This window comes from Lachnospira multipara ATCC 19207, assembly GCF_000424105.1.
GTDB lineage: Bacteria > Bacillota > Clostridia > Lachnospirales > Lachnospiraceae > Lachnospira > Lachnospira multipara.
On record NZ_AUJG01000003.1, the window covers coordinates 143,317 to 169,808 of the forward strand.

The following is a 26,492-nucleotide window of genomic DNA, read 5'->3' on the forward strand; positions in this document are numbered from 1 at the left end:
TCTATACATAAAGTCAGCTTGCAACGAATCGTCACAAGCTGTCTTAATAATGTCTCTTTTTTTCAATCCAAAACGTTAATATATTCTTAAAAGCATCAATGCCCTTAAACTACAACCCCTTAAGAACAATGCTCTTAGATAGTTCTTCTAACATTAGCATCTAACCATCTGTTAAAACCAATCCAATCGTTAGTTTCCTTAGCATCAAGTGCTTCTCTTAGAGTTTCTAACTTAGCATCAATATTATCTGCCATTGAAAGAGCAATAGCTTCAGCAATTGCTGGCTTCTTAGGAGAACCATATTCTAATTCTCCGTGATGAGCTAAGATACAGTGTCCAATTTCTAATTTGAGAATTTCTGGGAAGCCTTCAATCTTCTTGATTTTCTCCATAACCATCTCATAACCAATTACTATATGTCCAAGGAAATTTCCTTCGTCTGTATAATCATTTTTAGGAAACTCTGATAACTCTCTAGTTTTACCTGCGTCATGAAGCATAGCTGCACTAATAAGTAAGTCTCTATTTAAATAATCATAATTTGCTGCCATCTTGTCGCAAAGTCTTGTTACTGAAAGGGAATGCTCAAGTAAGCCTCCTGTAAAACCGTGGTGAACTGTCTTTGCTGCTGATGTATTCTTAAATGCCTTAACAAAAATCTCATCATTTCTAAAGAAGGAATTAAGTAACTGCTTTAAATATTCATTCTTAACGCTATCTACAAAGCCAAGTAATTCCTTAAACATATCCTCCACATCATATCTTGAGGATGGTACATAATCAGAAATTACATATTCATCTTCATTAGCCACTCTAATTCTTTCAACTTTAAACTGAAGGCTTCCGTTGTAGCTTGAAATCTGGCCTGATACATCTACAAAATCGCCTACCTCAAACTCCTGAATTCCACCAGAGTTTAAGTCCCAAATCTTAGTATCAATCTGGCCTGTCTTATCAGCAAGAATTACATTGCCATATTCCTTATTAGTTCTTGTAAGGGCAATCTGTTTCTGCTTTACATAATAAACTTCGCTAATTCTTTCTCCATCTTTTAATGTCTCTATATATCTCATTTTGTTTCTCTAACCTTTAGTTATCCTTTCTAATTAAACCTGCCTACTTTCTTTTAACTGTAACGTCAAAAGTTATCATCTGTAGGCTATCTTTACCTTTTCTCTTAACGGTAATTTCCATTACATCACCATCTGATTTCTGATATAGTTTCTCACTAAATTCTTGAATTGTCAAAAGGCTTTTTCCATCCACTTCAACAATTACATCTCCTGCCTGTAAGCCCGCTAAATAAGCCGGTGAATTAATCTCTACAGAAGAAATGTAAACCCCTGTTGGAAGGGAATATTTCTCTGCCAATTCATCAGTAATATTCTGTCCTTCAATACCGCAGTACATTACCCCTTGATTGTTAATCATCTCTTCAATGATCCATTTTAAATCTGATAAACCAAGTGCCTTTACTGTAGCATTTTCACTTTCATAAGTTATGCCAACTAAGGCTCCACTTGAATTATATAAAAATCCATAATCGCCACTAGTCTTAGCAACATTAGTTTCAAGTATCTCGAAATTATGGTCTATGGCTATCTTTGTAGATAAACTTGTAATAGTACAATAATTAATTGTATCCACAGAACTATGCAATTTTCCAACAAATATCAACATATCTCCCTGATCTAGCACATAGGAATTACCTAGTGTTGCTACTTTTAAGGAATCTCTTATATTCACAGAAATCGCAGAATCACTAAACTTATATAAACTTAAACCTAATTCTTCTAAAGTGTAAACTTGACTTAAAACTACCTGACTTGAATCGCTAAAATTAACTACCAACTCAACAGCCTTATCATTCTTATCTCTTACACTTGCACTTGTTATAATCAAATATTCCGAATTAACATGCCCCACAATAACCCCTGGCATCTGATTAGCGCTGTTATCGCCAAGTTCAGATTCAAGGTCATTATACTTATAATCAATTGTTACCACACTTAACTTACAAGCATCCACCATAGATTTAAGATTATTTAGGGCACTATCATAGTCATCCCCAATATCAGGAATATCATCTTCACTGTACTGATCATCAAAATAATCTTCATAGTCATCCTTCTCAATATAGATGACTTCAGTATTCTTCTCTATAATCTTAGCCTTAATCTTTGGCCAAACCAATTTATATAATAATATTATTGCTGCAAGTATCCAGATAATGATTACTATAATTCTAACAATCCTAATTAATTTCTTATACTTCACTCTAGGATTTAAAACTACCTTTTCAGTATATAGCTCAAAATCTGAATTCTCCCCGTTGTCGCCTGTCATAAAAACCCTTTCTTTATAAATAAAACCCTTTTTACATTCTATATTATACACAATATTATGGTTTTTTACCTCAAAATAAGATAAAATTAATTTGGTGCACTATTTTTATTTGTACCTATTAGATATATTTATTAGTTAGGAGTGACATTTTCTTGAATAAGAAAGCAATATATACATTAGAATTTAACAAGATACAAGAACAGTTAGTTGCTAAGGCTTCCTCTGAAGGAGCTAAGGCAATTCTTAGAAAATTAAAGATTGAAACTGATATTAATATTATAAATGAAAAGCTAGACGAAACTAATGACGCTCTTTCTAGAATTTTCCAGAAGGGCAGCCTTGATTTTAGCAAGGTTCGTGACATTAGAGACTCTCTTTTAAGACTTAAGATGGGAAGTTCACTTAACACTAGAGAACTTCTAAACATTAGTGATATACTTACATTATCTAAGCAAATCAAGGAATATTACGAATATAAAGAAGATAGTCTTCAACCAAGCATCGATGCCCTTGAAGAGGCCACTAGCCTTAACAATCAGATTAAGCGCTGCATTCTTTCAGAAGATGAGATTGCAGATGAGGCATCCGCTACACTTAGTGACATTAGACGAAACAAAAGACTTAGCTCCGATAAGATTCACACAGAGCTTAACCGTCTTTTAAATTCCTCAAGCGTAAGGAATTGTCTACAGGATTTTGTTATTACATCAAGAAACGGAAGATACTGTCTTCCTGTTAAGGCTGAATATAAGTCTCAGGTTCCAGGTATGGTACATGACCAGTCCTCTACAGGTTCTACACTCTTTATTGAACCAGCTTCAGTTGTTAAATTAAATAACGACATTAAAGAATTAGAACTAAAGGAACAGGCAGAGATTGAAGTCATTTTAGCTAAGCTTAGTGCAAGTGCCAATGAATATCAGGACGTACTTTTAAGCGACTATGAACTTCTCACAAACCTTGATGTTGCCTTTGCTAAGGGAAATTTATCAAAGCAGATGAAGGCCGCAAGACCAACTATGAATAACAACGGAATTATTAACATTAAGAAGGGTCGTCACCCACTTATTGAACAGCACGTTGTAGTTCCTATTGATATTTACCTTGGCCGCGATTTTAAGCTACTTATTATCACAGGTCCAAACACTGGTGGTAAGACAGTTTCCCTAAAGACAGTGGGTTTACTAACCCTCATGGCTCAAGCAGGCCTTAACATTCCTGCTCTCGAGCATTCTGATATTGCTGTCTTTGAAAATGTTTTCGCAGACATTGGTGATGAACAAAGTATTGAACAATCTCTCTCTACTTTCTCATCTCATATGACAAATCAGGTTAAGATTTTACGCCATGCCAATGAAAAAAGCCTTGTGCTTTTTGATGAAATTGGTGCCGGTACTGACCCAACTGAGGGTGCAGCCCTTGCAACATCTATTCTTAACCATTTAAAGAATAAAAATGTAACAACTATGGCAACTACTCACTATTCAGAGCTTAAGATGTATGCCCTTACTACTGAAGGAGTTGAGAATGCCAGCTGTGAATTTGATGTAGAAACTCTAAGTCCAACTTATAAGCTACTTATTGGTGTACCAGGAAAGAGTAATGCCTTTGCTATTTCTAAGAAGCTTGGCCTACCTGAATACATTTTAAAGGATGCCAGCAAGCGTCTAGAAGAAGATGACATTAAGTTTGAGGACTTAGTTACAGACCTTGAGAATACTAGAGCAAAGCTAGAACGTGAGAAGGAAGAAATCACTGCTTACAAGGCTGAGATTGAAAGTCTTAAGGAAAAGCTTGAATCTAAGAATGAAAAAATCGATCAGAGTAAGGATAAGATTTTACGTCGTGCCAACGAACAGGCTGCTGCCATCCTACAGGAGGCTAAGGACTACGCAGATGAGACAATTAAGGTTATGAATAAATCCGGCATGTCTGTTAAAGAGCTTGAAAAGCGCAGAACTGAAGTTAGAACTAAGATTAATAAGCGAAATGAAAAGCTTAAGGTTGAACCTGCTAAGCTTACAAAGCACACATCTTCTAACATTGAAGATTTCAAGAAGGGCATGTATGTTCGCGTTCTTACAATGAATGTAATCGGTAGAATTACTGATATTTACCCAACAAAGAAACAAGTAAATGTCCTTATTGGTAGCTTATCAACTAAGATGCCAATTAAGAATTTAGAGATACTTGAAAACTACAAGGACCCAGAGGAGTCTAAGGCAAATGCATCTAAAACTTCTACTGGTTCTAGCAAGATAAAGATGGGCAAGGCCGCTCATGTAAAAACTGAAATCAACTTACTTGGATATACTGTTGATGAGGCCATTTCAGTTCTTGATAAATACCTAGATGATGCTTATATTGCAAAGATTCCACAGGTAAGAATTGTACATGGTAAGGGTACTGGAGCCCTAAGAAATGGTATTACCGCCTATTTACGTGGCGTTCCATATATTGCAAGCTTTAGACTTGGAAATATCGGGGAGGGCGACGCAGGCGTTACAATCGTAGATTTTAAATAATAAAAAAGGGGAAAAATAAAATGGCAACAAAACAAAAAGTAATGATCGTAGATGATGATGAGAATATTGCCGAATTAATCTCACTTTATCTAACAAAGGAGTGCTATGAGACACTTATAGTTTATGACGGAGAAAGCGCTCTTTCTCAGTTTCAGACTTTCAAGCCAAATCTAATTATCCTTGATTTAATGCTTCCAGGCATGGATGGCTATCAGGTTTGTCAGGAAATTAGAAAGCATAGCAACACACCAATCATTATGTTATCTGCAAAGGGGGAAACCTTCGATAAGGTCTTAGGACTTGAGCTTGGCGCTGATGACTACATGATTAAACCATTTGAAACTAAGGAATTAGTGGCAAGAGTTAAGGCAGTGCTTCGTCGCTACCACCTTCCACAGCTTTCTCTAGCAGAAAACTCTAATTCAAAATGTGTTGAATACCCAGACCTTACAATTAACCTAGACAACTACGCTGTAAGCTATGCTGGCAGCAATATCGATATGCCACCTAAGGAAATTGAATTACTTTATTTCCTTGCAGCTGCACCAAATCAGGTGTTTACAAGAGAACAGCTACTAGATAATATCTGGGGTTATGAATATGCAGGAGATACACGTACAGTAGATGTACACGTTAAAAGAATTCGTGAAAAGATAAAGGACAATGACCACTGGGCCCTTGAGACCGTTTGGGGTATTGGATACAAATTTGTTGTAAAATAAGACATTAACGGGAGAATACTAATATGCGCTATAAAATGCTTTATAAACATATTTTGATATATGTGCTAATTACTGCCTGTAGCCTAATTTTAGTTAATACTGTATGTTACAAAACTCACTACACCAGGGAGTACCATTACTATGCAGAGAATATGTATTCAATGGCAACCCAGATATCTAGTGAATATGCCCTAGACTATTTTAGTGAATCACATTTACGTGAAATTGAGCTAGAATTAGCGACTATTTCTAAGCTTGACGGCACTCGTATCATTTTCATAGAACCAAATGGAACTGTGGTACTTGATACAGAATATGATAATAGCAACAGCAGCGATTCAAATGTGCTCTACACCGTAGAGGGCTTTGATTATAGCAAGTTAAAGGGAAGACACACGGAATATAGCGATTTTTATGGAACTTTTGACAGTCCCGCAATCACAGTATATGCGCCAATAACCTACACCTATGAAATTAAAGGTTACGTAGTTATTAGCATGCCAGAATCCGTGGTGCAAGATAGAGTTGATGCCACCTTTAACATAAACTACATCACCCTAACAATCGTGCTTGTGCTAACCCTTGCCTTTTTGATAGTCTACTTTATTCAGGTTCACAAGCCTCTTAAGAAGATTATCAAGGCAACGGAAGAATATGGTAAAGGTAATTTTGACTACAAGATTAATATTAAAAATACCGACGAAATCGGTAGGTTAAGCTCTTCCCTTGAATATATGGCAAATCAAGTTGGAGATATGGATATGTTCCAGCAAAAGTTCCTATCCAATATTTCCCATGATTTTAGATCGCCTCTTACCTCAATTAAGGGCTATCTTGAAGCCATTGAAGATGGAACAGTTCCACCAGAAATGATTAAGAAATATATTCGAATAATTCTATTTGAAACAGATAGACTTACTAAATTAACTAGTAACATTTTAACTCTTAACGAACTTGACCCTAAGAGTGTGCGCCTTGAGATTACAACCTTTGATTTAAATTCCATCATAAGACACACCGTTGAAACTTTTGAAGGAAAATGTAAACAAAGACACATAAACTTCTCAATAATTTACGCAAGCTCTAAGGAATTAGTTAAGGGAGATAAATCAAAGATTGGTCAGGTTATTTATAACTTAATTGATAATGCTATTAAATTTAGCCCAGACCACTCAACCATTGCAATTACCGTTAAGGAACGAGGCGAGAAAGCCTTTGTTTCTGTAAAGGATCACGGTTGTGGAATTCCAAAGGAAAATCTTGATAAGATTTTTGATAGATTCTACAAATCAGATGCTTCAAGAGGTAGAGACAAAAAGGGTTCAGGCCTTGGCCTTTCAATTACCAAAGAAGTTATTGCAGCCCACGATGAAAACATCGATGTAATCAGTACAGTAGGTGTCGGTACAGAATTTACCTTCACCCTTGAACTAGCAAAGAAGTCCAATAGTTCCTTTCTAGATTAAAAATATGCGAGCAAAGAGATTATCTCCTTGCTCGCTTTTTATATGTCCTTTTTTCATAAAGCTATCTACCGTAATTTGATAAAATCCCATCAATAGCCTTTGAAGCCTCACTCTTAGTAAATTCTTCTATAGGCTTTTCAAGAGTCAGATTGTGCTGTGCACAAAGGGATGAAAGAAATCTAATCTGGGCAGCCGTAATAGGTGATGTCTTCTTTATTGAATAAAAGACCTCCTCTGCTCCATTAATTAATTCCTCATCACTAGTTAATGCCGCCAACTTTTCATAAAGTCTAAAAGCACTAATGGCATCATCATAGGCTCTATGAGAATGTCCTGGATCTATATTAAAGTAAGCACATAAATCCACTAATTTTCTTGAGGGAAGCTCTGGCAATAACTTTCTTGCGATTTTAAGAGTATCAATAACCTTATTAGGTATATTTTTATTATTAGCCTTAGCTGCCACCTTTAAAAAGCTATAATCAAAGGCAACATTGTGACCTAAAATCACATCGTCCCCTATAAATTCCACTGCATCTCCAATTATCTCTTCAATGCTTGGCTTACCAATTAAATCGAGAGGTGTAATTGAAGTAATATCTATAATTCTCTGGCTAAGCTCTGTGTCAGGATTCACTAGCTGATTAAAAGTTGCAACAACTTCCCCCTCCACAATTCTTGCCATGCCAATTTCAATAATCTTGTCGTTACTAGGATCAACCCCAGTAGTTTCAAGGTCTAGGGCAACAAATCTCTTTAGCATACTTTCTCCTTACAAATATATTCCCACTCATGAAAGCTTCTTATCCTTTGACTTACAAATATTATTTAGAAAACACTTATCGCAAAGGGGCTTTCTTGCCACACAAATCTCCCTACCAAAAGTAATAATCTGGATGTTATATAAAATCCAATGGTCCTTTGGCAAAACCTTCATAAGCTCAAACTCAATCTTTTCAGGGTCCGTTTCCTTAGTAAATCCAAGTCTATTAGAAATCCTCTTTACATGAGTATCCACCACAATACTTGGATCATTGAAAATGTTACCCCTTATGACATTGGCTGTCTTTCTTCCAACTCCTGCAAGACTAGTTAAGTCCTCTAGCTTGCTTGGCACCTCGCCATTATATTTCTCCAACAAAATCTTAGCTGTGGCAATAATGTTCTTTGCCTTATTGTGATAAAAGCCAACGGAATGGATATCCTTTTCAAGCTCCTTTAAGTCAGCCTTTGCAAAATCAGAAACTGTCTTATATTTCTTAAAAAGCTCCTTAGTAACTAAATTGACACGCTCGTCTGTACACTGAGCCGACATCATAGTAGCCACTAATAACTCCCAAGGGCTATTGTAATTTAAACTAACCCTATAATCCCTTCCATAATGCTCATCTAAAAGAGCTAAAATCTCCTTGGTCCTTTTAGTCGCCATTAATTTTTCCTTTCTTCTGGATGATCTTTTAAGTACGCCTCATAAAGATCTGGTCTAAAGCGCTTTGTCCTCTCTAAAGACTTCTCATGTCTCCATTCATCGATTTTGGCATGATGTCCTGAAAGTAATACCTCCGGCACCTTTTTGCCTCTAAATTCCACAGGACGTGTGTACTGAGGGTATTCTAATAAGCCATCAGAAAAGCTCTCAGTTTCAGCGGAAACATCGTTATTAAGGACTCCCGGCACAAGTCTTGAGACAGAATCAATAACTACCATAGCCGCAAGCTCACCACCTGTAAGCACATAGTCTCCAATAGAGATATAGTCTGTAACTATCTCCTCTAGGGCTCTCTCATCAATACCCTCGTAGTGTCCACAAAGAATCACTAATTCCTCTTCCTGTGCTAATTCCTTAGCCTTTGCCTGTGAAAATGTTTCTCCCTGTGGAGTCATATAAACCACCCTTGGCTTTGTTCCCTTAGTGACAATATTTTCATAACACTCCACAACAGGACCCGGCTGCATTACCATTCCGGCTCCACCACCATAAGGATAGTCATCCACCTTAAGGTGCTTGTCGTGAGTATAGTCTCTTATATCCACCGCATTAACTGAGAGGATACCTTTATCTATTGCTCTGCCTGTAATACTAGTATTAAGGGCATCCATAATCATCTGGGGAAATAATGTTAAAACATGAAATTTCATAAATTCCTCCGTATCTAAACTTAGTTAGAGCTTAGTCCAACTGATTAAAAATGCTAAAGCCCTCGCACACCAAGAACTTTAGCATCAATTTCTAAATATTATCAAGTATTCATCGGAATCTTTTTCACCGATTAGTTTATTACTGTAAACATTCTGCAAGCTTATTAAGTAAGAATGGATAGTAGTCAGGCTTAAGTTCATAACCTGCATTAGTCATATCTGATGATAAATGACCTGTTGAATCCTTAAAGGCATCTGCAATATTAACGAATGTATAACCGTTAGAGCTTGCACCCTCGCTTAATAAATTGTTATATGTATCAATATCTGCCTGATTAGCATTATGAGCATCATCATATGTCTGACTAATTGGTGTTACTGAAAGTACCACAATACTAGCACTTGGTAACTTCTCTTTAAGTGATGCTACTAACTGAAGCATATACTGATATGCATCATTAGAAGATCTTGTACCATAGTTGAAATCATTAAGACCAACCATTACATAAACAACACTTGGATTAATAGCTGCAACTGAGTCAACAAAACCTGCTGCCTTATCTGTTGTCATATTAGCATCTGTTACTACATTAGTTGATGCTGCGTATCCATAATGGCTAATACCACTAATTACTGAGTCTCCAAGGAATGCTGCATTCTCATAGAAAGCACTTGATGTATAAGACTCACTTGTTGCTGTTGCTGATACTGAATAGCTATTACCAGTTGTTGCTGCTGCAGTTGTTTCTGTCTCAGACTCTGTTTCAGCCTCTGTCTGTGCTTGTGTTTCTGTTACAATTTCTGTAGTTGCCTCTGCAACTGCTGTAGTCTCTTTATTGTTTGTAGACTTAACTGACTTTTTAGTTAATACACTAGTAAATACAATTGCAAGTACAACAACTAGAATCGCCAAACCCCCACCTATAATATACTTCTTAAACTTGTTCCAAGTTCTCATCTTACGGTTAATCTTAATCTTAGCTTTACCCCCGTTGTTATTATCCGTAGCCATTATAAAAAATCCTCGCACTTCTTCTTATTTCGGTTAGGTTAAGTTAATAATATCTTAGGGCCTAACGATGACATTTGCCTAAAAAAACAAATGGTAGTGAATTAGATTTTGTCCAATTCACTACCCTATTTTACCACCTTAAGCGTCTTAATACAACTGCTGATGTCTTTCTAAGTCCAATATCTAGCCATCCGTTCTTTAAATGATATCCTAGCTTATCGGTACTATATCCATTTTCAAAAGTAACCATTATCTGTTCCACGTCATCATCATATGAGAAGCCAGCCTCTACTAAGGATATTCTAACTCTTCTTTCATCCTCGCTGTTATTAATAATAACCACTGCTGAATCTTCCCTTGTAAACCTTGCATAGGATAAAATGTTATGCTCTGAGTAAAGTGGCTTATAAGAGCCCGTTCTAAACACCTGATTTTCATTATGCATCTTAATAATATCCCTATGAAAAGCTATTAATTCCTTATCTTCACTTCCCCATGGATAAGTTCTTCTATTATCTGGATCTGTAAATCCACAGACTCCCGCTTCATCTCCATAGTAAATAGTCGGTGCTCCAGGCCATGTAAACTGCATTACCACCGCTTCTTTAAAAACGGCTTTGTTTACATTTTCAGAAGCCTTCTCAGGACCAAGGCTAGCAGTTCTACCTACCATTCTATTAGTTCTTGTAAGGAATCTAGAATGGTCGTGGTTTGAAAGCTCATTCATGGAAATCATATAGCTTTGATGGCCCATTCTCGCCATGTTATGTCTCATTGCCCCAAAGAAATAATCAGGATTTCCCACAGAATCTGCCCTAAACTCATCACTGTGCTTTTCCATACCAGTTAAAAACCAAGTAATAGGCTCCATAAAGGCATCGTAGTTCATAATGGTATCCCACTGATCTCCCTGCAACCAGTCATAAGAATCGCCATAATTTTCAGCCAAAATAATGGCATTAGGATTAGCCTTCTTAACCACCTTTCTAAATTTTCGCCAAAACTCGTGGTTATAATCAGCGCTATGTCCTAAGTCTGCTGCAACGTCAAGTCGCCATCCATCAACATTGTAGGGTGGTGAAACCCATTTTTTACCAATATTTAAAATGTATTCCTCTAGCTTCTTTGACTCTTCGTAATTTAGTGTTGGCAAAGTATCATGACCCCACCAACCGTCGTAAGAATCATTATCTGGCCACTGATTACTATAAAACTTAAAGAAAGAATTATAAGGACTTTCTGCAACCTCGTAGGCACCCGTTTCATATTTTGTATTAGAAGAGCTATATAAATGCTCTCTATCTAGCCACTTATTAAAGGAACCGCAGTGATTAAACACGCCATCAATAATGACCTTCATACCTCGCTTATGAACTTCCTTCATAAACTTTGCGAAAAACTCGTTACTAGCATCAAGGTTTTTCATATTAGTAACTCTATCAATAAAACGTGTGGCATGGGTGTTATCTTGATCTTCCTTATCAAGTAACTCACCCTTGTCAGACACAATAACTCCAAAGTGTGGATCAATATGATCGTAATCCTGTATATCGTATTTGTGATTAGATGGCGATACAAATATAGGATTAAGATAAATAACCTCAATCCCCAAGGACTCTAAATAATCGAGCTTATCAAGCACCCCTTGTAAATCGCCGCCATAAAACTCCCTAACGCCCATGGCTGCAGGATATTTTCCCCAGTCCTTTACAGAAGTAACATGCTCTCCTATATAGCTATATTCGTCATCTAATACATCATTAGATTCATCTCCATTGTAAAATCTATCCACGTAGATTTGGTACATAACTGCACCCTTCGCCCATGCAGGTGTTTTGAAACCTGGTGAAATTTGGAAATTATAATAAGGATTCAAATCTTTTGTTGCCCCGATTTGATTGTAATACCCGATTGCCTTACCAATTTCTACCTTAAAATAATAAAAGACCCTATCATTACCAACCTTTATCTTAGCCTCGTAATAATCAAATACAATGTCTGATTCTACTCTGTTCATGACATATTCCACATTATTAGCAACTAAGATTGCCCTATCAACATTAAACCTTCCTGTTCTTAAGCGAATAGCCACCTCGTCACCAGGCATTGGCTCTTCTGGTCTTCTATAATCTTTAGTTCCATCAGAAAATAAGTACTTAGTGTGTAGTGTAGGCTTTACACCGCACATAAATACAGCTTTCTTCTCCCAATCTGCTAGGTTTTCAAATGTTCTCATTAACCTCATAGGACACTTCTCCCCTTAGCTATATCTTTAAAATAATTTTATATCGTATAGTTAATTTTTTCAAGTTAAATCTAGGAATAATATGATAAATATATCGGATTTCAATCATAAACGCTCATTTAGAATATTAGAATAAAAAGAAAAAAGACGTGCCATAGCACGTCTCCTTACGTTCCCATTTCCTCTGAATAAATAAATCTGGGGGGATCGATTTATTCACGAGAAGGTATTTCACTTATTATGGGGTGTAGCAAAAAATATATAATGTATTGGGGGTTTTTACAGTTATTATAATAGCAAATCAGCAATCGAAAGTGTTACCAAACATACCAAAAAAATTAAGATTTTTTTGGTAGTTATGCATAACTGTATCATGTATACAGAATACAATCCGTGATTTTTTGGCTATTTCAATCAAATTTGAATGACTATTTTTTAACAAACCATCAAAAAAGTAAGGCTAGGTAAAAAACCTAGCCAAACTTTACACAATTAATTTTTATATTCTTAATAAGAATGCTGCTGTATTTAAATAAATTAGTAAACTACCTGCATCTACAATAGTTGTAATAACTGGTGAAGCCATAACAGCTGGGTCAAGCTTTAACTTAGCTGCAATTAAAGGTAGGATTCCACCTACTGACTTAGCCATAACTACTGTACAGAACAGGGCGATACCAATTGTAATACCAACTAAATACTGACCTGGATACATAATCCAGATTCTAGCCACATCAAATACTGCCAAGAAGAAACCACAAATAACCGCTACTCTAGCCTCTTTCCACCAAACTCTATACCAATCCTTTGGTCTAATCTCTCCCATAGCAAGAGAACGAATAATAAGAGTAGATGCCTGACCACCGGCATTTCCGCCTGTATCAGTTAGCATTGGAATAAAGGAAATAAGAATTGGCATTGCAGTAAAGGCCTCCTGCCAACTAGCAAGTATTCCGCCACTAATCATATCTGTAATCATAAGCACCATAAGCCAAACAATTCTATTCTTAGCTAGCTTAATTACGGGTGTCTTAAGATAAGGTGTCTCTGATGGCACCATGGCACCCATTCGCTCAATATCTTCAGTTGTCTCTTCTGTCATGACATCCATGGCATCATCGTAGGTAATAATACCTACTAATCTGTTCTCACTATCTACAACTGGCAAAGCAAGGAAGTCATACTTAGAAATTATCTTTGCAGCCTCTTCTTGATCTTCATCCGTTGTAACAAAGATTACATTTTTAGACATAATCTCAGAAATCTTCTTATCAAGTTCTGAAACTAAAAGGGTCTTAACAGTTACTACACCCTCAAGAACTCTCTTGGCATCCATAACATAGCAAGTATAAATAGTCTCACTATCCTGACCATTTTCCCTAATATAGTCAATGGCCTCTCTTACAGTCATGTCCTCTTTTAAGCCAATAAACTCAGGGGTCATAACACTAGCAGCTGAGTCCTTTTTATACTGCATAAACTGATTGATCGTATTTCTCATGTTAGGATCTGCTGTCTTTAGCACACGCTCTACAACTGTAGCTGGCATCTCCTCTAACATATCTACCGCATCATCTACTGCTAAATCATTGATAATACTATAAAGTTCCTGGTCTGTCATGGTCACCACAAGGTGGTGCTTCATGTCTGTGTTAAATTCAGTGAATACATCTGCTGCCAAATCCTTTGGTAACATTCTAAAAACAACAGCTGCTTCTTCAGCTGGTGCCTCTTCAATAAAATTTGCTACATCCACTTCATTCATTTCTAGCAATTCTTTGCGCACATTAAGATACTCACGATTCTCTAATAGAGTCGTAAGTAGAACATTTTTCTCATTCATCATAAGTTCATATTAACGCCTGTGAACTAGTAGGAAAGCTTATGATTCTGCTCCGTATTAAATTAAAAATGTGATTAAACTCGATAGATTAATTCGATTCGACAGAATAACTTCTTAGAAAATATATATAAATGAGGAAGACTTCACACAAGAAATACATTTTCCAAAAAATAAATTCTGCAATGGAACAGAATCATCCATACTTCGTCCTGGAATATCGTTCATGCGTTTATCCTCCTTTCATAATTGACATAAATTTACATTACCCATAACAGTATACCGAAATTTTTAATTCTTGACAAGTTTTGTAAAAAAAAGGACCGGCCTCTTTACGAAACCGATCCTAATTAATCTTAATAAAAATGTATCTCTTACTCTGTTACTGTACTATCCTCATCAAATAAAGCTTCGAATTCTTGTCTTGAAATCTTCTCTTTCTCAAGAAGAAGATTAGCTGACTTTTCTAAGACATCTTTATTCTCAAGAATAATCTTTCTAGCCTTATCATAACATTCAGAAACAATTCTCTTAACTTCTTCATCAATTGTAGCTGCAATAGCTTCGCCATAAGGTCTTGTATGAGCTAAATCTCTACCAATAAATACCTCATCATTATCAGTATCGTAATTAATTGTACCAAGCTTTTCTGAAAAACCATACTTTGTAACCATTGCTCTAGCTGTTTGAGTTGCCTGCTTAATATCCTGTGAAGCGCCTGTTGTAATATCATCAAAGACAAGCTCTTCTGCAACTCTACCACCTAAGCAAACAATAATGTCTTGTAACATCTTGCCCTTAGTATTAAACATTTCATCCTTCTCAGGAAGAGGCATTGTATAACCTGCTGCCCCCTGACCGGTAGGAATAATTGACACTGAATGAACAGGACCAACATCTGGTAATACGTGGAAAAGAATAGCATGACCTGATTCATGATAAGCTGTAATCTTCTTCTCCTTCTCAGAGATAATCTTACTCTTCTTCTCAACACCTATACCCACCTTAATAAAGGCATATTTAACATCTTCATTACTAATATATCTTCTCTGATTCTTAGCTGCATTAATTGCTGCCTCATTAAGAAGATTCTCAAGATCTGCACCAGTAAAGCCTGCTGTAGTTCTTGATAAACTATCTAAATCTACATCATCGCCAAGTGGCTTCTTACTAGCATGTACATTTAAGATTTCAAGTCTACCTTTAACATCAGGTCTACCAACTACAACCTTTCTATCAAAACGACCAGGTCTTAAAATAGCTGGATCTAAGATATCTACTCTGTTAGTAGCAGCTACTACAATAATACCTTCGTTTACACCGAAACCATCCATCTCAACAAGTAACTGATTTAGAGTCTGCTCTCGTTCATCGTGGCCACCACCCATACCAGTACCTCTACGTCTAGCAACGGCATCAATTTCATCAATAAATACTATACAAGGAGAATTCTTCTTAGCTTCCTCGAAAAGATCACGTACACGAGATGCACCAACACCTACGAACATTTCTACGAAATCTGAACCTGAAATACTAAAGAATGGAACCCCTGCCTCGCCTGCAACGGCCTTAGCAAGTAAAGTCTTACCTGTTCCCGGAGGGCCTGTCAAAATAACACCCTTTGGAATACGCGCTCCTAAGTTAGTATATTTTGTAGGATCCTTTAGAAAATCAACGATTTCCTCTAATTCTTCCTTCTCTTCATGAAGACCAGCTACATCCTCGAATTTAATCTGATTATCTTCGTTATTAATTAGCTTAGCCCTACTCTTACCAAAGTTCATCATCTTAGAACCGCCACCGCCAGCGTTGGCCTGTCTTGTCATGAACATTAAGATAATAACAATTACCACAATGCTAAGTACAAATGGAAGAATTGTTGTTACCCACACACTAACTCTTGTTACATCTTTTAGAGTATATTCTATATCGTTATCCTCAAGAACTGACTCTACTTCTGTTACATCTGATACATTAAGTTTCTTCGTAGTATCATCATTAAGTGTAATAGTAATTACACCTGTTGGTACCTCTGAATTTTGCTTAATGTCTACGGAGGTTATATTCTCATTTTTGATGTCTTTTTTGAAATCGCTGTAAGTATAATCCGCTGACTGGTTACCTATTAAATAAACTGCGAACCAAATAAGAGCAATAACAATAATGACAAATAAGTAAACACCCATTCCGCCAAACCTGTTGTCCTTCTTTGACTCCATCCCAAGCCTCCTTATATAGTTTTTTCTTCCCCTAATAATCTATCTAGATTACTCTATAAGTAATTAGGTATTAGTTCTCATCCATATGTAAAACGCCGATAAATGGAAGGTTTCTATACTTCTGATCGTAATCTAAACCGTATCCAACAACGAATTCATCTGGAATGTTGAAACCATTATATTTAACATTAACTTCTACTTCTCTTCTCTCTGGCTTATCAAGTAATGTACATACCTCTAAGCTAGCAGGCTTTCTCTCTTCTAAAAGAGGGATTAACTTTGATAAAGTGTTACCTGAATCAATAATATCTTCAATAATAATTACATCCTTGCCTTCAATGCTCTCATCAAGATCCTTCTTAATCTTAACTGTACCGCTTGATGTTGTGCCACTGCCGTAGCTTGAAGCCTGAATAAAATCTATAATTACTGGAACATGGATTCTCTTAGCGAGTTCGCAAGTAAAGAAGATGCTTCCCTTAAGAATGCAAATAAGTGTAACCTCCTTACCTTCGTAATCCTCGTTAATCTTCTCGCCTAATTCGTTAATTCTCTTAGCTAATTCATCCTCAGAAATTAGTACGCTAATTGAATGGTTATCCATAATATTACCTCCAAAATTAAATCTTCCTAATCTTTATAATATAAGTTATTTATTATAAGATAAAATTTAATTATAGTGCCATAATCTTAGTCGTCAAGCCAACTTATTACAACTTTAAAGTAGTGAAGTTCTGTTCAATAAAAATTACAATAGAAATTCGACTATAAGAACCTTTTTTGTTGTGTCACTAACTAATGCAGATTCGGATTTTCTTACGCCAAATGCCCATAAACACTCATTATCCTGACAAACTAATAGACAAGATTTCCTAAAATCCCTATCAATCTTTCTATTAATAAACTCATTCTTTAACTTATGAGAATGTCCAAGTTCATCCACCACAAGAAAGTCTCCTGCTTCTCTATAGCGTATTACTATTGTTGACTTAATTTTATCATAATCAAAACATTTAGCATAGTCACTGTTATAGTCTTTTATTGAAATTTTATTATCAACTAGTCTTAATCTAAGGCCTCTTATCTTAATAATTGTTCCTTTGTAAAATGCATCAAAATCCCTTTCAATTAAAAGCTCATTTTCCATGTCCGTTTTTTTCAAAGCTTCCAAATCGATTTCTAGTTTTAATTTTTCCGGATTATCTTCTATATTTATATTCTGACTTTCTTCTATATTTACTGTATGTCTTTTTTCTACAAAAATATAATCATAGCCTTTTCTTGCCACAAGACCGTAGGGAAGGCTTACTTCCTTACCAGTTTCTAAGCTCACTAATTTATAAACATCTTTTACATTTATCTCATATATGTCTTTTTTAGCAGCTGCTGCCAAAGATAACACCCTATATATAAGCTCATTTGCAATAAATCTATCAAGACAAGCTAACTCTTTTAAATTTATCTTATAGACCTCGCCCTCTACTAAGACTGCTTTTGAAAATGCATCACTTGTGACATTTTCAATAAAATCCTCCATTAACTGCATACGGCTAGCCATGTTAGAGAGGTTCTCTACAAAATTACTATTTACATTTTTTTCAAAACTTGGGATTATAACATTTCTTATAGAATTCCTAGTGTAGTCATTGTTAAAATTCGTCTCATCCACTACATAGGAAAGAGAATTCTCTCTTATATATTCCTCAATCTCCGACCTTTTAAGGCAAAGAAGCGGTCTAATAATTCTGTCCCTTACAGGCTTAATGCCCCTAAGGCCCTTAAGATTTGTGCCCCTTGCCATGTTCATAAGAATAGTCTCTGCCTGATCGTTTTGGTGATGGGCAACAGCGATTCTTGTAGGCTTATTGAAGTTTTCTAATTTACTAGCTATTTTAGCTGCTGTTTTAGTAGTTGTTTTAGTGGTCGCCCCAATCTTTTCATCTAGTTCTTTTGCAAGCTCTTCAAAGATTTCATAACGCTTTAATCTGCCTGCCTCTTCCACTGTCAGGCCTAATTCCTTTGCAATTCCGATGCAATCAATTCTTTTTACCACTAAATCGATTGTCTTATTTTTACAAAAATCTCTTACAAAGTTTTCGTCCCTTGTGGCATTTTCTCGAATCCCATGATTTACATGAACCGCCAGCAAATGAATGTCTAGATTATTATCCTTAATAAAGCTATCTAGAATAGAAATTAAGCAAATAGAATCAGCGCCCCCTGATAGTCCCACTATCAAGTTGGCGCTCTCTAGCATATTATTCTCATTTATAAAATCATATACTCTCTTAACTCTATTATTCATCGGCCTTAAAAATAATTTCATCTGGACAGATTAATCCAAACTTATTCTTTGCAATCTCCTCTACAAATTTCTTTGATTGAATGTATTCTTGATAGTCCTCTAAGTCACTGGCTCTCTGAGTTTCTTCATCCACCTGTGATTGAACCTCATTGATTTGTGATTCAAGTTCTCTGTTCTTGGCATTTAAATTCATTTGATTATTTATAAGTAGTAAAGCAAACATTACAAGAACCGCCACAGCTGCTCCAAGTGCTAATTTTGTAGACCAACGCTGGCGCTTTCTTCTTCTTTCCTTTTCTCTCCTTGATTCCCTAACCATAATTTCTCCTATTTTTTCAAACCCAATCTATAAATACTCAAACATTTCCTTAGCTTCTTCTTTCTTGACTACATCCTTTACGTCTGTAACCCTAGCTTTAACGTTCTTATTACCAAACTGGATGTCAATAATATCGCCTACCTTAACATCATAAGAAGCCTTGGCAACTTTTCCATTTATTGTAACTCGACCTGCATCGCAAGCATCATTTGCTACTGTTCGTCTCTTTATTAATCTAGATACTTTTAAATACTTATCTAATCTCATTTTTTACCTCTTATTAAATATTTTTCTCTTTTAGTCTCCTACCATTATATAAATTTTAAGAAATTAAGTAAAGGGTAGAAGCTTCCTTAATTCTAAACTCTTAGAATTTTGATCTGCCATATCTTAGCATTAAATAATCTATAATGTAATCCACACTCTTATCTATACCTAGCTTTGAACTGTTTAGACAAAGGTCATAACGCTTAGCATTTCCCCAGCTATTGCGCAGCTGACTGTTGTGAAATCTCTTTCTATTGCTATCATGCCTGCTTATCTTTTCCTTAGCCGTCTCTAAGTCCACCTTATATTTTGACATAATTCTTTCAATTCTTGCATGCTTGTCACCTGTTATGAAAATGGTAATCACATTTTCACGACCCTTTAGCACCTGATCACCTAATCTGCCTACAATTACAAAGCTAACCCCGCTGTCTGCCATCTCTGTAATATAGTCAAACTGCAATTCATTTACCACAGCCCCAACGCTATCCATAACAATATCCGACTCCCTAGTAAAAAGTTTCTTCCTTTTATACTTGTCGGCGGCGTTTTTGTCCACTTTTATGCTAGTTACCAGCTTGTCTAACATTTTCCTATCTAAAAATGAAATACCAAGCCTCCTTGATAACTTCTCCCCGATTTCATGACCGCCAGAACCATACTGTCTGCCAATGCATATAATAATTTGTTTATCCATTAAAAATCACCCCAAAATTTAAAATTTGGCATTTTTCACGTGTCATTATTCATAGTTACATTTTACATCTTTTCATAACAATTTGAAAGAAAAGATTGTTAATATTTTAATTTATTGTATTTCTCTTTTCTAATTTAATAAAAAATGATATGATTTTTAACATAAGAAAGACAAGCGCAAGAAAGCGCAGAAAGAGGGAGAAGTTATGGCATTACACGTAATGGATGAAGCTAACCGTTGCTTGCAGTGTAAAGTACCACAGTGTCAGAAAGGTTGTCCAATTCACACAGACATCCCAACTGCCATTAGACTTTTAAAGGAGAACAAGTTAGACGAAGCTGGAAAAATGCTTTTCGAGAACAATCCTTTAACAACTGTATGTAGCTTGGTTTGTAATCATGAAAAACAATGTGAAGGACACTGCGTTCTAGGTAGAAAAGGTGCACCTGTACATTTCTCAACAATAGAAAATTACATTTCAACAACATACGCAAACAAAATGGTTGCCGGCCCAAAGCCATCAAATGGCATGAGAGTTGCAATCATAGGTTCAGGTCCTGCAGGTATTACAATTGCTATTATTTTAGCAAGATACGGTTATAAAGTAACTATTTTTGAAGGTAAAGATAAGATCGGTGGCGTACTACGTTATGGCATCCCAGAATTCAGACTTCCAAAGTCAGTAATCGATGACCTTGAATACCGTCACCTAGAATTAAAAGGCATTCAGGTAAGACCAAACACAAGAATCGGTGGAGCTATTGGCATCGACGATTTATTCCGCGATGGCTACAAGGCAATATTCATCGGAACTGGCGTATGGCAGCCAAACTCACTTCATATTAAAGGTGAGACCTTTGGAAATGTACACTTTGGTATCAACTACCTAAACAACCCAGATAGCTATAAGCTAGGCAAGAAGGTAATCGTAATCGGTGCCGGAAATGCAGCTATGGATGTGGCTAGAACAGCCATCCGTAAAGGTGTACAAGACCTTACTTGTGTATCAATCACTAAGGAAGTTGCAGCTAGCCAGTATGAATTCTCATACGCACAGCTAGAAGGTGTAAAGTTCCTCTACAACCTAAAGCCAGTTGAAATCAAAGACGACGGCATCATTTTAAGAGAAGTAGAAGAAGCAGAAGATGGCACATTAACAGATATTGAAGGCACTGATAAGTTCTATGATGCAGACAGCATCATCGTATCCATCAGCCAAGGCCCACAGAATACCATTGTTAATACAACAAAAGGCTTAAATGCAACAGCAAGAGGCTTACTCGATGCAGACGAAACAGGCCACACAAGTAGACCTGGAATCTTTGCATCCGGCGACGTTGTAAACGGCGCAAGAACAGTAGTAGAAGCCGTAGCACATTCAAAAGTCGTAGCAGAATCAATGCATCAGTATATGCAGTCATTAAGCGAAGAAGAAAAAGAAGCTTAAAGAAAGATTTTGGATAAAAGAAAAAGCAATAAGAAATTTAAGAAAAAAATACCGACTATCATAATTAGAAGATACTCCATATTGAGAAAGCTCTAAAGATGAAGTCGGTATTTTTTATGCAAATTTGCAAAATGCAATGCAGCACATTTGCGTCCGGGGCGCGATACACAGCCAAACAACGAAGTGCATTTGGCGTCCCCTCCCCCAAAACACTGCATTAAAAAAGGGGCCCCCTCGGACCCCCAACAAAGAAGGGATTTCATCCCCCCTTCACATTCCACCACTTCAACGCCCCAACTTAAAGTCCACTACATACCAACTTCCACTCTTCTTCACCCAAATAATCTTCAAGGTTGTAGGATACTCCCTTACATCCCCGCTATTTGTCACAACAGAAGCTGTTACACTGGCCTCCACGCTAAAGCAATCCTCTGTGTACTGCTGATAATTGCTTGTTTCAATCTCGCCATAATCAATACTCTTAGGTGTACCATTCCAAGCAATAGCCACAGCAGAATTTGAAAAAAGTTTTCTAGCATTACTAGCAGAAAGCGTATAACTCTGAACTTTGCTCACCTGCTTTGTATTAATTACATAGTCTACATATTCGTAAATATAATCACGCACTCTTTGATCTACAGAATTTATAAAATCCTCACTACAATCAAAAGAATACTCATAGGCAACGATTTTCTCGTCCTCTGTTTCCGTTGCCTCTACTGACAATTCATTTCCACTAACACCAACAACCTTCACATCTAAATCACCATAGATGTTATCAAGCTTATAGCTCTTATAAGTAGGTGTCTCAATGTAATCTACAACATACTCTAAATCCACAACTTCTTCATTATTAGAGCTTACGTAATCATCAGATAATTCAATGCCATTAACAAAAACTGCAGCATTGTTTGGCGCCTTAATTGTTACAGTTCTTGTTTTATTAAGCTCCGTATTAAAACTTGCTAGGCTATAGTTTGACATTTTAAAAATTCCCTGCTTGCCATCCTTATTTAGGCTAATGCTGCCCACCTTGTCTCCATCCTTTATTAAAATGTAACAAGGCTCCTCATCTGTACTGTCATTTCTATTCTTAGTGTAGCTCCACTCTCCACTAAGCTCGGACTTTAAATACTCCTTAACAGAGTCCATATTTTCAAACTCAGTAACCTGAATGTCTAAATGTGTTAGTAAGTCGTCGATGTCCGATTTATTCAATTTTTCAACTATCTCATCAACCTTATATTCTGGTCTAGACTTCTCATAATTGTCTAAGTAAAACCATAGAACTCCTAAGCCGGCTAGAATTAAAACAAGCGAGCAAGTAACTACGATTCCATAGGCCTTCCAGAAGACTCCCTTCTTCATAAATTTCCTCCCCAAATTCTACTTAACAATAATTGCTGTTGGTATAAGTCTTGAGCCTGTAAGCGGTGCAGTACTATTTACATATTCTCCATTATAGTAAAGAGTTGTTGAGCTACCGCCATCAAGGTTATAAGCATTTACAGCGCCGTATTCTAACATTACGTCAATGATGTCTGCAAATGTAGCACCAATACTGTTAATCTGTCTACCATCAATTACAAGTAGCAAAACCGTTCCGTCGGCGCACTGACCTATTGCGGTTCTTGGATTGATTCCACTACCTGTTCCATAAACTGTTGTTGCCACGCCATTTACTATTAAAGTTGGGCCGTAACAACAGCAATCTCTAATTCCTCTATCAATTGCCTGCTGACCTGTCATACTACCTACAACTAAGACATTATTACTATCAAAGCCTGCAATATCGTAAGTTTTATCAAGTTCACCAGATAATAATTCCCCATTTGAAATAACAAGACCTATTGGTGTGCCGCCATTTCCCATACCATTAGTATCTTCAAAGCCACCGCCGTTTACACCTGCGACTGCCCCGTATCTTTCAACAATTGCATCTACGTGTAAGCCGTAGCCGCCAAATGTACCACAAGTTCCTACCATAACTCTTGAAGGATCCTTTATCTTTAAAAGATAACCATTATAAGAGCCACCATTAATTTCAACTAATTCGATACCATCTTCGTCAGTTGTAGTGCCTGTGTTTTCTGTGTCTACATTTTCAGAAGTCACATTTATTAAAGAGGAGTCTGTAACCTCATCTGTTAGTTCGATGGAATTTTGTGACTGAATTTCATCAATTACTTCTGCTGAAACAAAAGTTGTAGCTAGAAACTTTCCTGCACTAGTTTCAAGTACAGAATTTACAAAAAGGTTTCTGGCTGCCTTCGATGGGCCATGCTCAATTATAAGTACTAGACCTAAAAGGGCTATAACAATGATAATCACAGCCGTTAGAATACAAAGAGCAATCCTTCCAAAGATTTTCTTTGCCCCAAGTTTTTTCTTATCAGGTAAATTTTTTTCAGACTTCTTTTTACTTTTTATGTCATCAAAAAAATTATCTGCCAAATCTTCTTCAGAATCATCATCTACAAGAATATCCTGCTCTTCTTTAATTTCTTCATTTAAGTTATAATCCTTGGCATCTAAATCCCTTGGATCTAAATCCTCGATTTCAATAATCTCAATCTGATCATTAGGCTGAAGGCTTTTGACATCTTTGCTCTGCCTCGATAAGTCCTCTAGCTTAGATAAATCCTTAGGAGTCTCCTCCTTGATTTCCTTAGCTTCCTTAGCTCCTAGAAGTTTTTTATCCTCTTTAACTTCTTTTTTACTAGGAATTTCTTTATCCTCTTTTAGTACAGAAGCCTCTTCGTTATTAGCCTCAGCAGCATTCTTTTTGGCAATAAAATCTTGATCTGCTGCCACATCTCTTTTTCTCCACTCCGGAGAATAACCCCAAATTTTCTTCTCATTCTCAAGAATTTCTTCCTTTGAGAGCTCGATTAAATCGATCTCCACATTTTTCTTTCTTTTTAACATCCTCTACCTCTTTTTCTGCTGCAAAAGCTGCAGTCTTCCAACAACTAAATAATTTCCCCATAGTTATTGAACATTATGCCTCAAATTTTTAGTATGCCTAGATAGTTTCCATCCCTAAAAACTACTAGTAAATATTTTTCTATAACTCTTCTAATAAAAATATTACTCTATTATATACGAATATTCAAGTAAAAAAAGGGATTATACTAGTAATTTCTACTAAATATAATCCCGAAATCTTTAGATGCCTTGTCTGATTTTTTCAAAGCTCCCTAATTAGATTGTATTTAGAGTCCTATCGACCCTGCGGATACAGTACCCGTTCCACGCTAAAAGCTTACTCTCCTAAAACTGCTTTAGCTTTGTCGTATGAATCTACATGAATGTAGATATCACATTTACTTGATTTACTGTTATTCATAAATTTGAGAAGACCACCATGTAAATTCCACTTCTCAAAATATGAAATGTTATTTCTTCTAAGAACACGCTCAATCTGCTTGCTCTCTTCCATAGAAACGTCAGCCTTAAGTAAACGTTCTGTAGTCATCATCTCTGCCACTTAAAACACCTCAATTCTTATTGCCCCATATTTTAATCCATCACGGATGTTTTTTATGCTAGACCACTGCCTACCACAAAACCCCTTCTAACTAAACTTATTATAACACAAACTATTTTTTAAAATCCACTTTTGTTTTTAATGTTTTTCATATATACAGTATACAAAGTTAGACAGAAAAACTGTAAAATATTAAGAAAGAGTTTCCTCTATTTTCTTTTTTAATGTGTAGCTACACATTTTCCTTACAGATATTAACTGAGTTCTTTTAGTTGTATGACAAGTTTTGTAAGTTGTATGACATTTATATTGACATAAGTTATTTATAAGAGTTAAAATATCATAAAACACATAGATTATTTTACTTATTGTGTCTATATTTGGGAAAGGAAGTACTTTTTATGGCAGAGAAAAAAGATATTGATTGGGCCAATATTGGTTTTGGTTACATGAAGACTGATGCAAGATATGTAACTAATTTTAAAAATGGAGCATGGGACGAAGGATGCATCACAGATGATGATAAGGTTGTTTTAAGCGAATGTGCTGGCGTATTACAGTATGCTCAGACATGTTTTGAGGGTCTTAAGGCTTATACAACAAAGGACGGTCACATCGTTACATTTAGACCTGACCTCAATGCTAGTAGATTAAATGATTCATGTGAGAGACTTGAAATGCCTACATTACCAGAAGGCAGATTCTTAGAGGCACTTGATAAGCTCGTTCTTGCAAACAAGGAATGGGTTCCACCTTACGGTTCAGGCGCAACTCTCTACATTAGACCATATATGTTTGGTACAAATCCTGTTATTGGTGTTAAGCCAGCAGATGAATACCAGTTTAGAATGTTTGCAACTCCTGTAGGACCTTACTTTAAGGGTGGCGCTAAGCCTATCGTTATTAAGGTTTCAGATTTTGATAGAGCAGCTCCTCACGGAACAGGTAATATCAAGGCTGGTCTTAACTATGCAATGAGCCTTTACCCTATCGTTAAAGCTCATGAAGAAGGTTTTGCTGAAAATATGTACCTTGACGCAGCTACTAGAACTAACGTTGAAGAAACAGGTGGTGCAAACTTCTTATTCGTAACTAAGGACGGAAAGGTTGTTACACCTAAGTCAGATAGTATCTTACCTTCAATCACAAGACGTTCACTTGTATATGTTGCTAGAGAAATCTTAGGTTTAGAGGTTGAAGAAAGAGTTGTTCCATTTGAAGAAGTTAAGGATTTTGCTGAATGTGGTCTTTGCGGTACAGCTGCAGTAATCTCACCAGTTGGTAAGATTAATGATCATGGTAAGGAAATCTGCTTCCCAAGTGGTATGGAAGAAATGGGTCCTGTAACTAAGAAGTTATATGAGACATTACTTGGAATTCAGCAGGGAACTATTGAAGCTCCAGAAGGTTGGATTCATACAATTTGCTAAAATCCTATTCTTAAATAATATCA

Annotated in this window: 22 protein-coding genes; 5 read left to right on the forward strand and 17 right to left on the reverse strand. The window is 36.3% G+C overall.

Annotated features, from left to right (window positions below; translation table 11 throughout):
- Positions 1 to 134: 134 nt before the first annotated feature.
- The gene (locus G600_RS0104870) at positions 135 to 1,073 is read right to left on the reverse strand and encodes a 3'-5' exoribonuclease YhaM family protein (RefSeq protein ID WP_027430941.1); all 939 of its coding nucleotides are present in this window, start codon (positions 1,071 to 1,073) and stop codon (positions 135 to 137) included.
- 43 nt (positions 1,074 to 1,116) lie between these two features.
- Entirely contained in the window at positions 1,117 to 2,346 is a 1,230-nt protein-coding gene (locus tag G600_RS0104875; RefSeq protein WP_027430942.1) for a S1C family serine protease, read from the reverse strand.
- Positions 2,347 to 2,498: 152 nt separating this feature from the next.
- On the opposite strand from G600_RS0104875, the gene G600_RS0104880 reads away from it, so the two are divergent.
- The 3 genes from G600_RS0104880 to G600_RS0104890 are packed head-to-tail and all read left to right on the forward strand — an operon-like array spanning position 2,499 to position 7,059.
- A complete protein-coding gene (locus G600_RS0104880) occupies positions 2,499 to 4,871 on the forward strand; it encodes an endonuclease MutS2 (protein WP_027430943.1) in 2,373 nt (790 codons plus the stop codon).
- Between the two features lie 20 nt (positions 4,872 to 4,891).
- Positions 4,892 to 5,593 carry a response regulator transcription factor gene (locus G600_RS0104885; protein WP_027430944.1) on the forward strand — a complete coding sequence of 234 codons (702 nt, stop codon included), beginning with the start codon at positions 4,892 to 4,894 and terminating at the stop codon, positions 5,591 to 5,593.
- A gap of 23 nt (positions 5,594 to 5,616) precedes the next feature.
- Positions 5,617 to 7,059 carry a HAMP domain-containing sensor histidine kinase gene (locus G600_RS0104890; protein ID WP_027430945.1) on the forward strand — a complete coding sequence of 481 codons (1,443 nt, stop codon included), beginning with the start codon at positions 5,617 to 5,619 and terminating at the stop codon, positions 7,057 to 7,059.
- A 61-nt stretch (positions 7,060 to 7,120) separates the two neighbouring features.
- On the opposite strand, the gene G600_RS0104895 is transcribed toward G600_RS0104890, so the two are convergent.
- The 12 genes from G600_RS0104895 to G600_RS0104955 all read right to left on the reverse strand — a co-directional run bounded on the left by G600_RS0104895 (position 7,121) and on the right by G600_RS0104955 (position 20,102).
- Entirely contained in the window at positions 7,121 to 7,822 is a 702-nt protein-coding gene (locus tag G600_RS0104895) for a 3'-5' exonuclease (protein ID WP_027430946.1), read from the reverse strand.
- Positions 7,823 to 7,849: 27 nt separating this feature from the next.
- Entirely contained in the window at positions 7,850 to 8,488 is a 639-nt protein-coding gene (gene nth, locus G600_RS0104900; protein WP_027430947.1) for an endonuclease III, read from the reverse strand.
- Positions 8,488 to 9,198 carry a tRNA (guanosine(37)-N1)-methyltransferase TrmD gene (gene trmD, locus G600_RS0104905; RefSeq protein WP_027430948.1) on the reverse strand — a complete coding sequence of 237 codons (711 nt, stop codon included), beginning with the start codon at positions 9,196 to 9,198 and terminating at the stop codon, positions 8,488 to 8,490. Before trmD ends, nth begins: the two co-directional genes overlap by 1 nt.
- Before the next feature lie 139 nt (positions 9,199 to 9,337).
- Positions 9,338 to 10,210 carry a GDSL-type esterase/lipase family protein gene (locus G600_RS0104910; RefSeq protein ID WP_027430949.1) on the reverse strand — a complete coding sequence of 291 codons (873 nt, stop codon included), beginning with the start codon at positions 10,208 to 10,210 and terminating at the stop codon, positions 9,338 to 9,340.
- A gap of 130 nt (positions 10,211 to 10,340) precedes the next feature.
- Positions 10,341 to 12,455 carry a glycoside hydrolase family 13 protein gene (locus G600_RS0104915; RefSeq protein WP_027430950.1) on the reverse strand — a complete coding sequence of 705 codons (2,115 nt, stop codon included), beginning with the start codon at positions 12,453 to 12,455 and terminating at the stop codon, positions 10,341 to 10,343.
- A 499-nt stretch (positions 12,456 to 12,954) separates the two neighbouring features.
- On the reverse strand, positions 12,955 to 14,301 hold the full coding sequence (gene mgtE / locus G600_RS0104920) for a magnesium transporter (protein WP_242826353.1): 1,347 nt from the start codon (positions 14,299 to 14,301) through the stop codon (positions 12,955 to 12,957).
- A 368-nt stretch (positions 14,302 to 14,669) separates the two neighbouring features.
- Entirely contained in the window at positions 14,670 to 16,514 is a 1,845-nt protein-coding gene (gene ftsH / locus G600_RS0104930; RefSeq protein ID WP_027430952.1) for an ATP-dependent zinc metalloprotease FtsH, read from the reverse strand.
- A 70-nt stretch (positions 16,515 to 16,584) separates the two neighbouring features.
- Positions 16,585 to 17,118: a hypoxanthine phosphoribosyltransferase gene (gene hpt, locus G600_RS0104935; protein ID WP_027430953.1), complete on the reverse strand. Its 534-nt coding sequence runs from the start codon at positions 17,116 to 17,118 to the stop codon at positions 16,585 to 16,587.
- 144 nt (positions 17,119 to 17,262) lie between these two features.
- A complete protein-coding gene (gene tilS, locus G600_RS13785; protein ID WP_162141495.1) occupies positions 17,263 to 18,819 on the reverse strand; it encodes a tRNA lysidine(34) synthetase TilS in 1,557 nt (518 codons plus the stop codon).
- Positions 18,812 to 19,138 (reverse strand): FtsB family cell division protein, encoded by a 327-nt coding sequence (locus G600_RS0104945; protein ID WP_027430954.1) that lies wholly within the window; start codon positions 19,136 to 19,138, stop codon positions 18,812 to 18,814. Before G600_RS0104945 ends, tilS begins: the two co-directional genes overlap by 8 nt.
- 27 nt (positions 19,139 to 19,165) lie before the next feature.
- On the reverse strand, positions 19,166 to 19,405 hold the full coding sequence (locus tag G600_RS0104950) for an RNA-binding S4 domain-containing protein (protein WP_027430955.1): 240 nt from the start codon (positions 19,403 to 19,405) through the stop codon (positions 19,166 to 19,168).
- Positions 19,406 to 19,505: 100 nt separating this feature from the next.
- The gene (locus tag G600_RS0104955; RefSeq protein WP_027430956.1) at positions 19,506 to 20,102 is read right to left on the reverse strand and encodes a cytidylate kinase-like family protein; all 597 of its coding nucleotides are present in this window, start codon (positions 20,100 to 20,102) and stop codon (positions 19,506 to 19,508) included.
- Positions 20,103 to 20,307: 205 nt separating this feature from the next.
- On the opposite strand from G600_RS0104955, the gene G600_RS0104960 reads away from it, so the two are divergent.
- Positions 20,308 to 21,549 (forward strand): NAD(P)-dependent oxidoreductase, encoded by a 1,242-nt coding sequence (locus tag G600_RS0104960; RefSeq protein ID WP_027430957.1) that lies wholly within the window; start codon positions 20,308 to 20,310, stop codon positions 21,547 to 21,549.
- Positions 21,550 to 21,834: 285 nt separating this feature from the next.
- On the opposite strand, the gene G600_RS0104965 is transcribed toward G600_RS0104960, so the two are convergent.
- From G600_RS0104965 to G600_RS0104975, 3 genes are all read right to left on the reverse strand, one after another.
- Positions 21,835 to 22,917 (reverse strand): hypothetical protein, encoded by a 1,083-nt coding sequence (locus G600_RS0104965; protein ID WP_027430958.1) that lies wholly within the window; start codon positions 22,915 to 22,917, stop codon positions 21,835 to 21,837.
- An 18-nt stretch (positions 22,918 to 22,935) separates the two neighbouring features.
- Positions 22,936 to 24,477 (reverse strand): phosphodiester glycosidase family protein, encoded by a 1,542-nt coding sequence (locus G600_RS0104970; protein ID WP_051195367.1) that lies wholly within the window; start codon positions 24,475 to 24,477, stop codon positions 22,936 to 22,938.
- 337 nt (positions 24,478 to 24,814) lie between these two features.
- Positions 24,815 to 25,039 carry a hypothetical protein gene (locus G600_RS0104975; RefSeq protein ID WP_027430960.1) on the reverse strand — a complete coding sequence of 75 codons (225 nt, stop codon included), beginning with the start codon at positions 25,037 to 25,039 and terminating at the stop codon, positions 24,815 to 24,817.
- Positions 25,040 to 25,440: 401 nt separating this feature from the next.
- Here G600_RS0104975 and G600_RS0104980 point away from each other — a divergent pair, with 401 nt between their 5' ends.
- Complete coding sequence (locus G600_RS0104980; protein WP_034245584.1) at positions 25,441 to 26,469, forward strand: branched-chain amino acid aminotransferase; 1,029 nt, start codon at positions 25,441 to 25,443, stop codon at positions 26,467 to 26,469.
- Positions 26,470 to 26,492 lie beyond the last annotated feature (23 nt).

Coding starts and splice junctions, on each gene's coding strand:
- mgtE (WP_242826353.1), bottom strand. CDS start 14,301: ATGATGAATGAGAAAAATGTTCTACTTACGACTCTATTAGAGAATCGT.
- G600_RS0104885 (WP_027430944.1), top strand. CDS start 4,892: ATGGCAACAAAACAAAAAGTAATGATCGTAGATGATGATGAGAATATT.
- G600_RS0104890 (WP_027430945.1), top strand. CDS start 5,617: ATGCGCTATAAAATGCTTTATAAACATATTTTGATATATGTGCTAATT.
- G600_RS0104870 (WP_027430941.1), bottom strand. CDS start 1,073: ATGAGATATATAGAGACATTAAAAGATGGAGAAAGAATTAGCGAAGTT.
- G600_RS0104965 (WP_027430958.1), bottom strand. CDS start 22,917: ATGAAGAAGGGAGTCTTCTGGAAGGCCTATGGAATCGTAGTTACTTGC.
- nth (WP_027430947.1), bottom strand. CDS start 8,488: ATGGCGACTAAAAGGACCAAGGAGATTTTAGCTCTTTTAGATGAGCAT.
- G600_RS0104910 (WP_027430949.1), bottom strand. CDS start 10,210: ATGGCTACGGATAATAACAACGGGGGTAAAGCTAAGATTAAGATTAAC.
- hpt (WP_027430953.1), bottom strand. CDS start 17,118: ATGGATAACCATTCAATTAGCGTACTAATTTCTGAGGATGAATTAGCT.
- G600_RS0104970 (WP_051195367.1), bottom strand. CDS start 24,477: ATGTTAAAAAGAAAGAAAAATGTGGAGATCGATTTAATCGAGCTCTCA.
- tilS (WP_162141495.1), bottom strand. CDS start 18,819: ATGAATAATAGAGTTAAGAGAGTATATGATTTTATAAATGAGAATAAT.
- trmD (WP_027430948.1), bottom strand. CDS start 9,198: ATGAAATTTCATGTTTTAACATTATTTCCCCAGATGATTATGGATGCC.
- G600_RS0104950 (WP_027430955.1), bottom strand. CDS start 19,405: ATGAGATTAGATAAGTATTTAAAAGTATCTAGATTAATAAAGAGACGA.
- ftsH (WP_027430952.1), bottom strand. CDS start 16,514: ATGGAGTCAAAGAAGGACAACAGGTTTGGCGGAATGGGTGTTTACTTA.
- G600_RS0104915 (WP_027430950.1), bottom strand. CDS start 12,455: ATGAGGTTAATGAGAACATTTGAAAACCTAGCAGATTGGGAGAAGAAA.
- G600_RS0104960 (WP_027430957.1), top strand. CDS start 20,308: ATGGCATTACACGTAATGGATGAAGCTAACCGTTGCTTGCAGTGTAAA.
- G600_RS0104980 (WP_034245584.1), top strand. CDS start 25,441: ATGGCAGAGAAAAAAGATATTGATTGGGCCAATATTGGTTTTGGTTAC.
- G600_RS0104955 (WP_027430956.1), bottom strand. CDS start 20,102: ATGGATAAACAAATTATTATATGCATTGGCAGACAGTATGGTTCTGGC.
- G600_RS0104945 (WP_027430954.1), bottom strand. CDS start 19,138: ATGGTTAGGGAATCAAGGAGAGAAAAGGAAAGAAGAAGAAAGCGCCAG.
- G600_RS0104895 (WP_027430946.1), bottom strand. CDS start 7,822: ATGCTAAAGAGATTTGTTGCCCTAGACCTTGAAACTACTGGGGTTGAT.
- G600_RS0104875 (WP_027430942.1), bottom strand. CDS start 2,346: ATGACAGGCGACAACGGGGAGAATTCAGATTTTGAGCTATATACTGAA.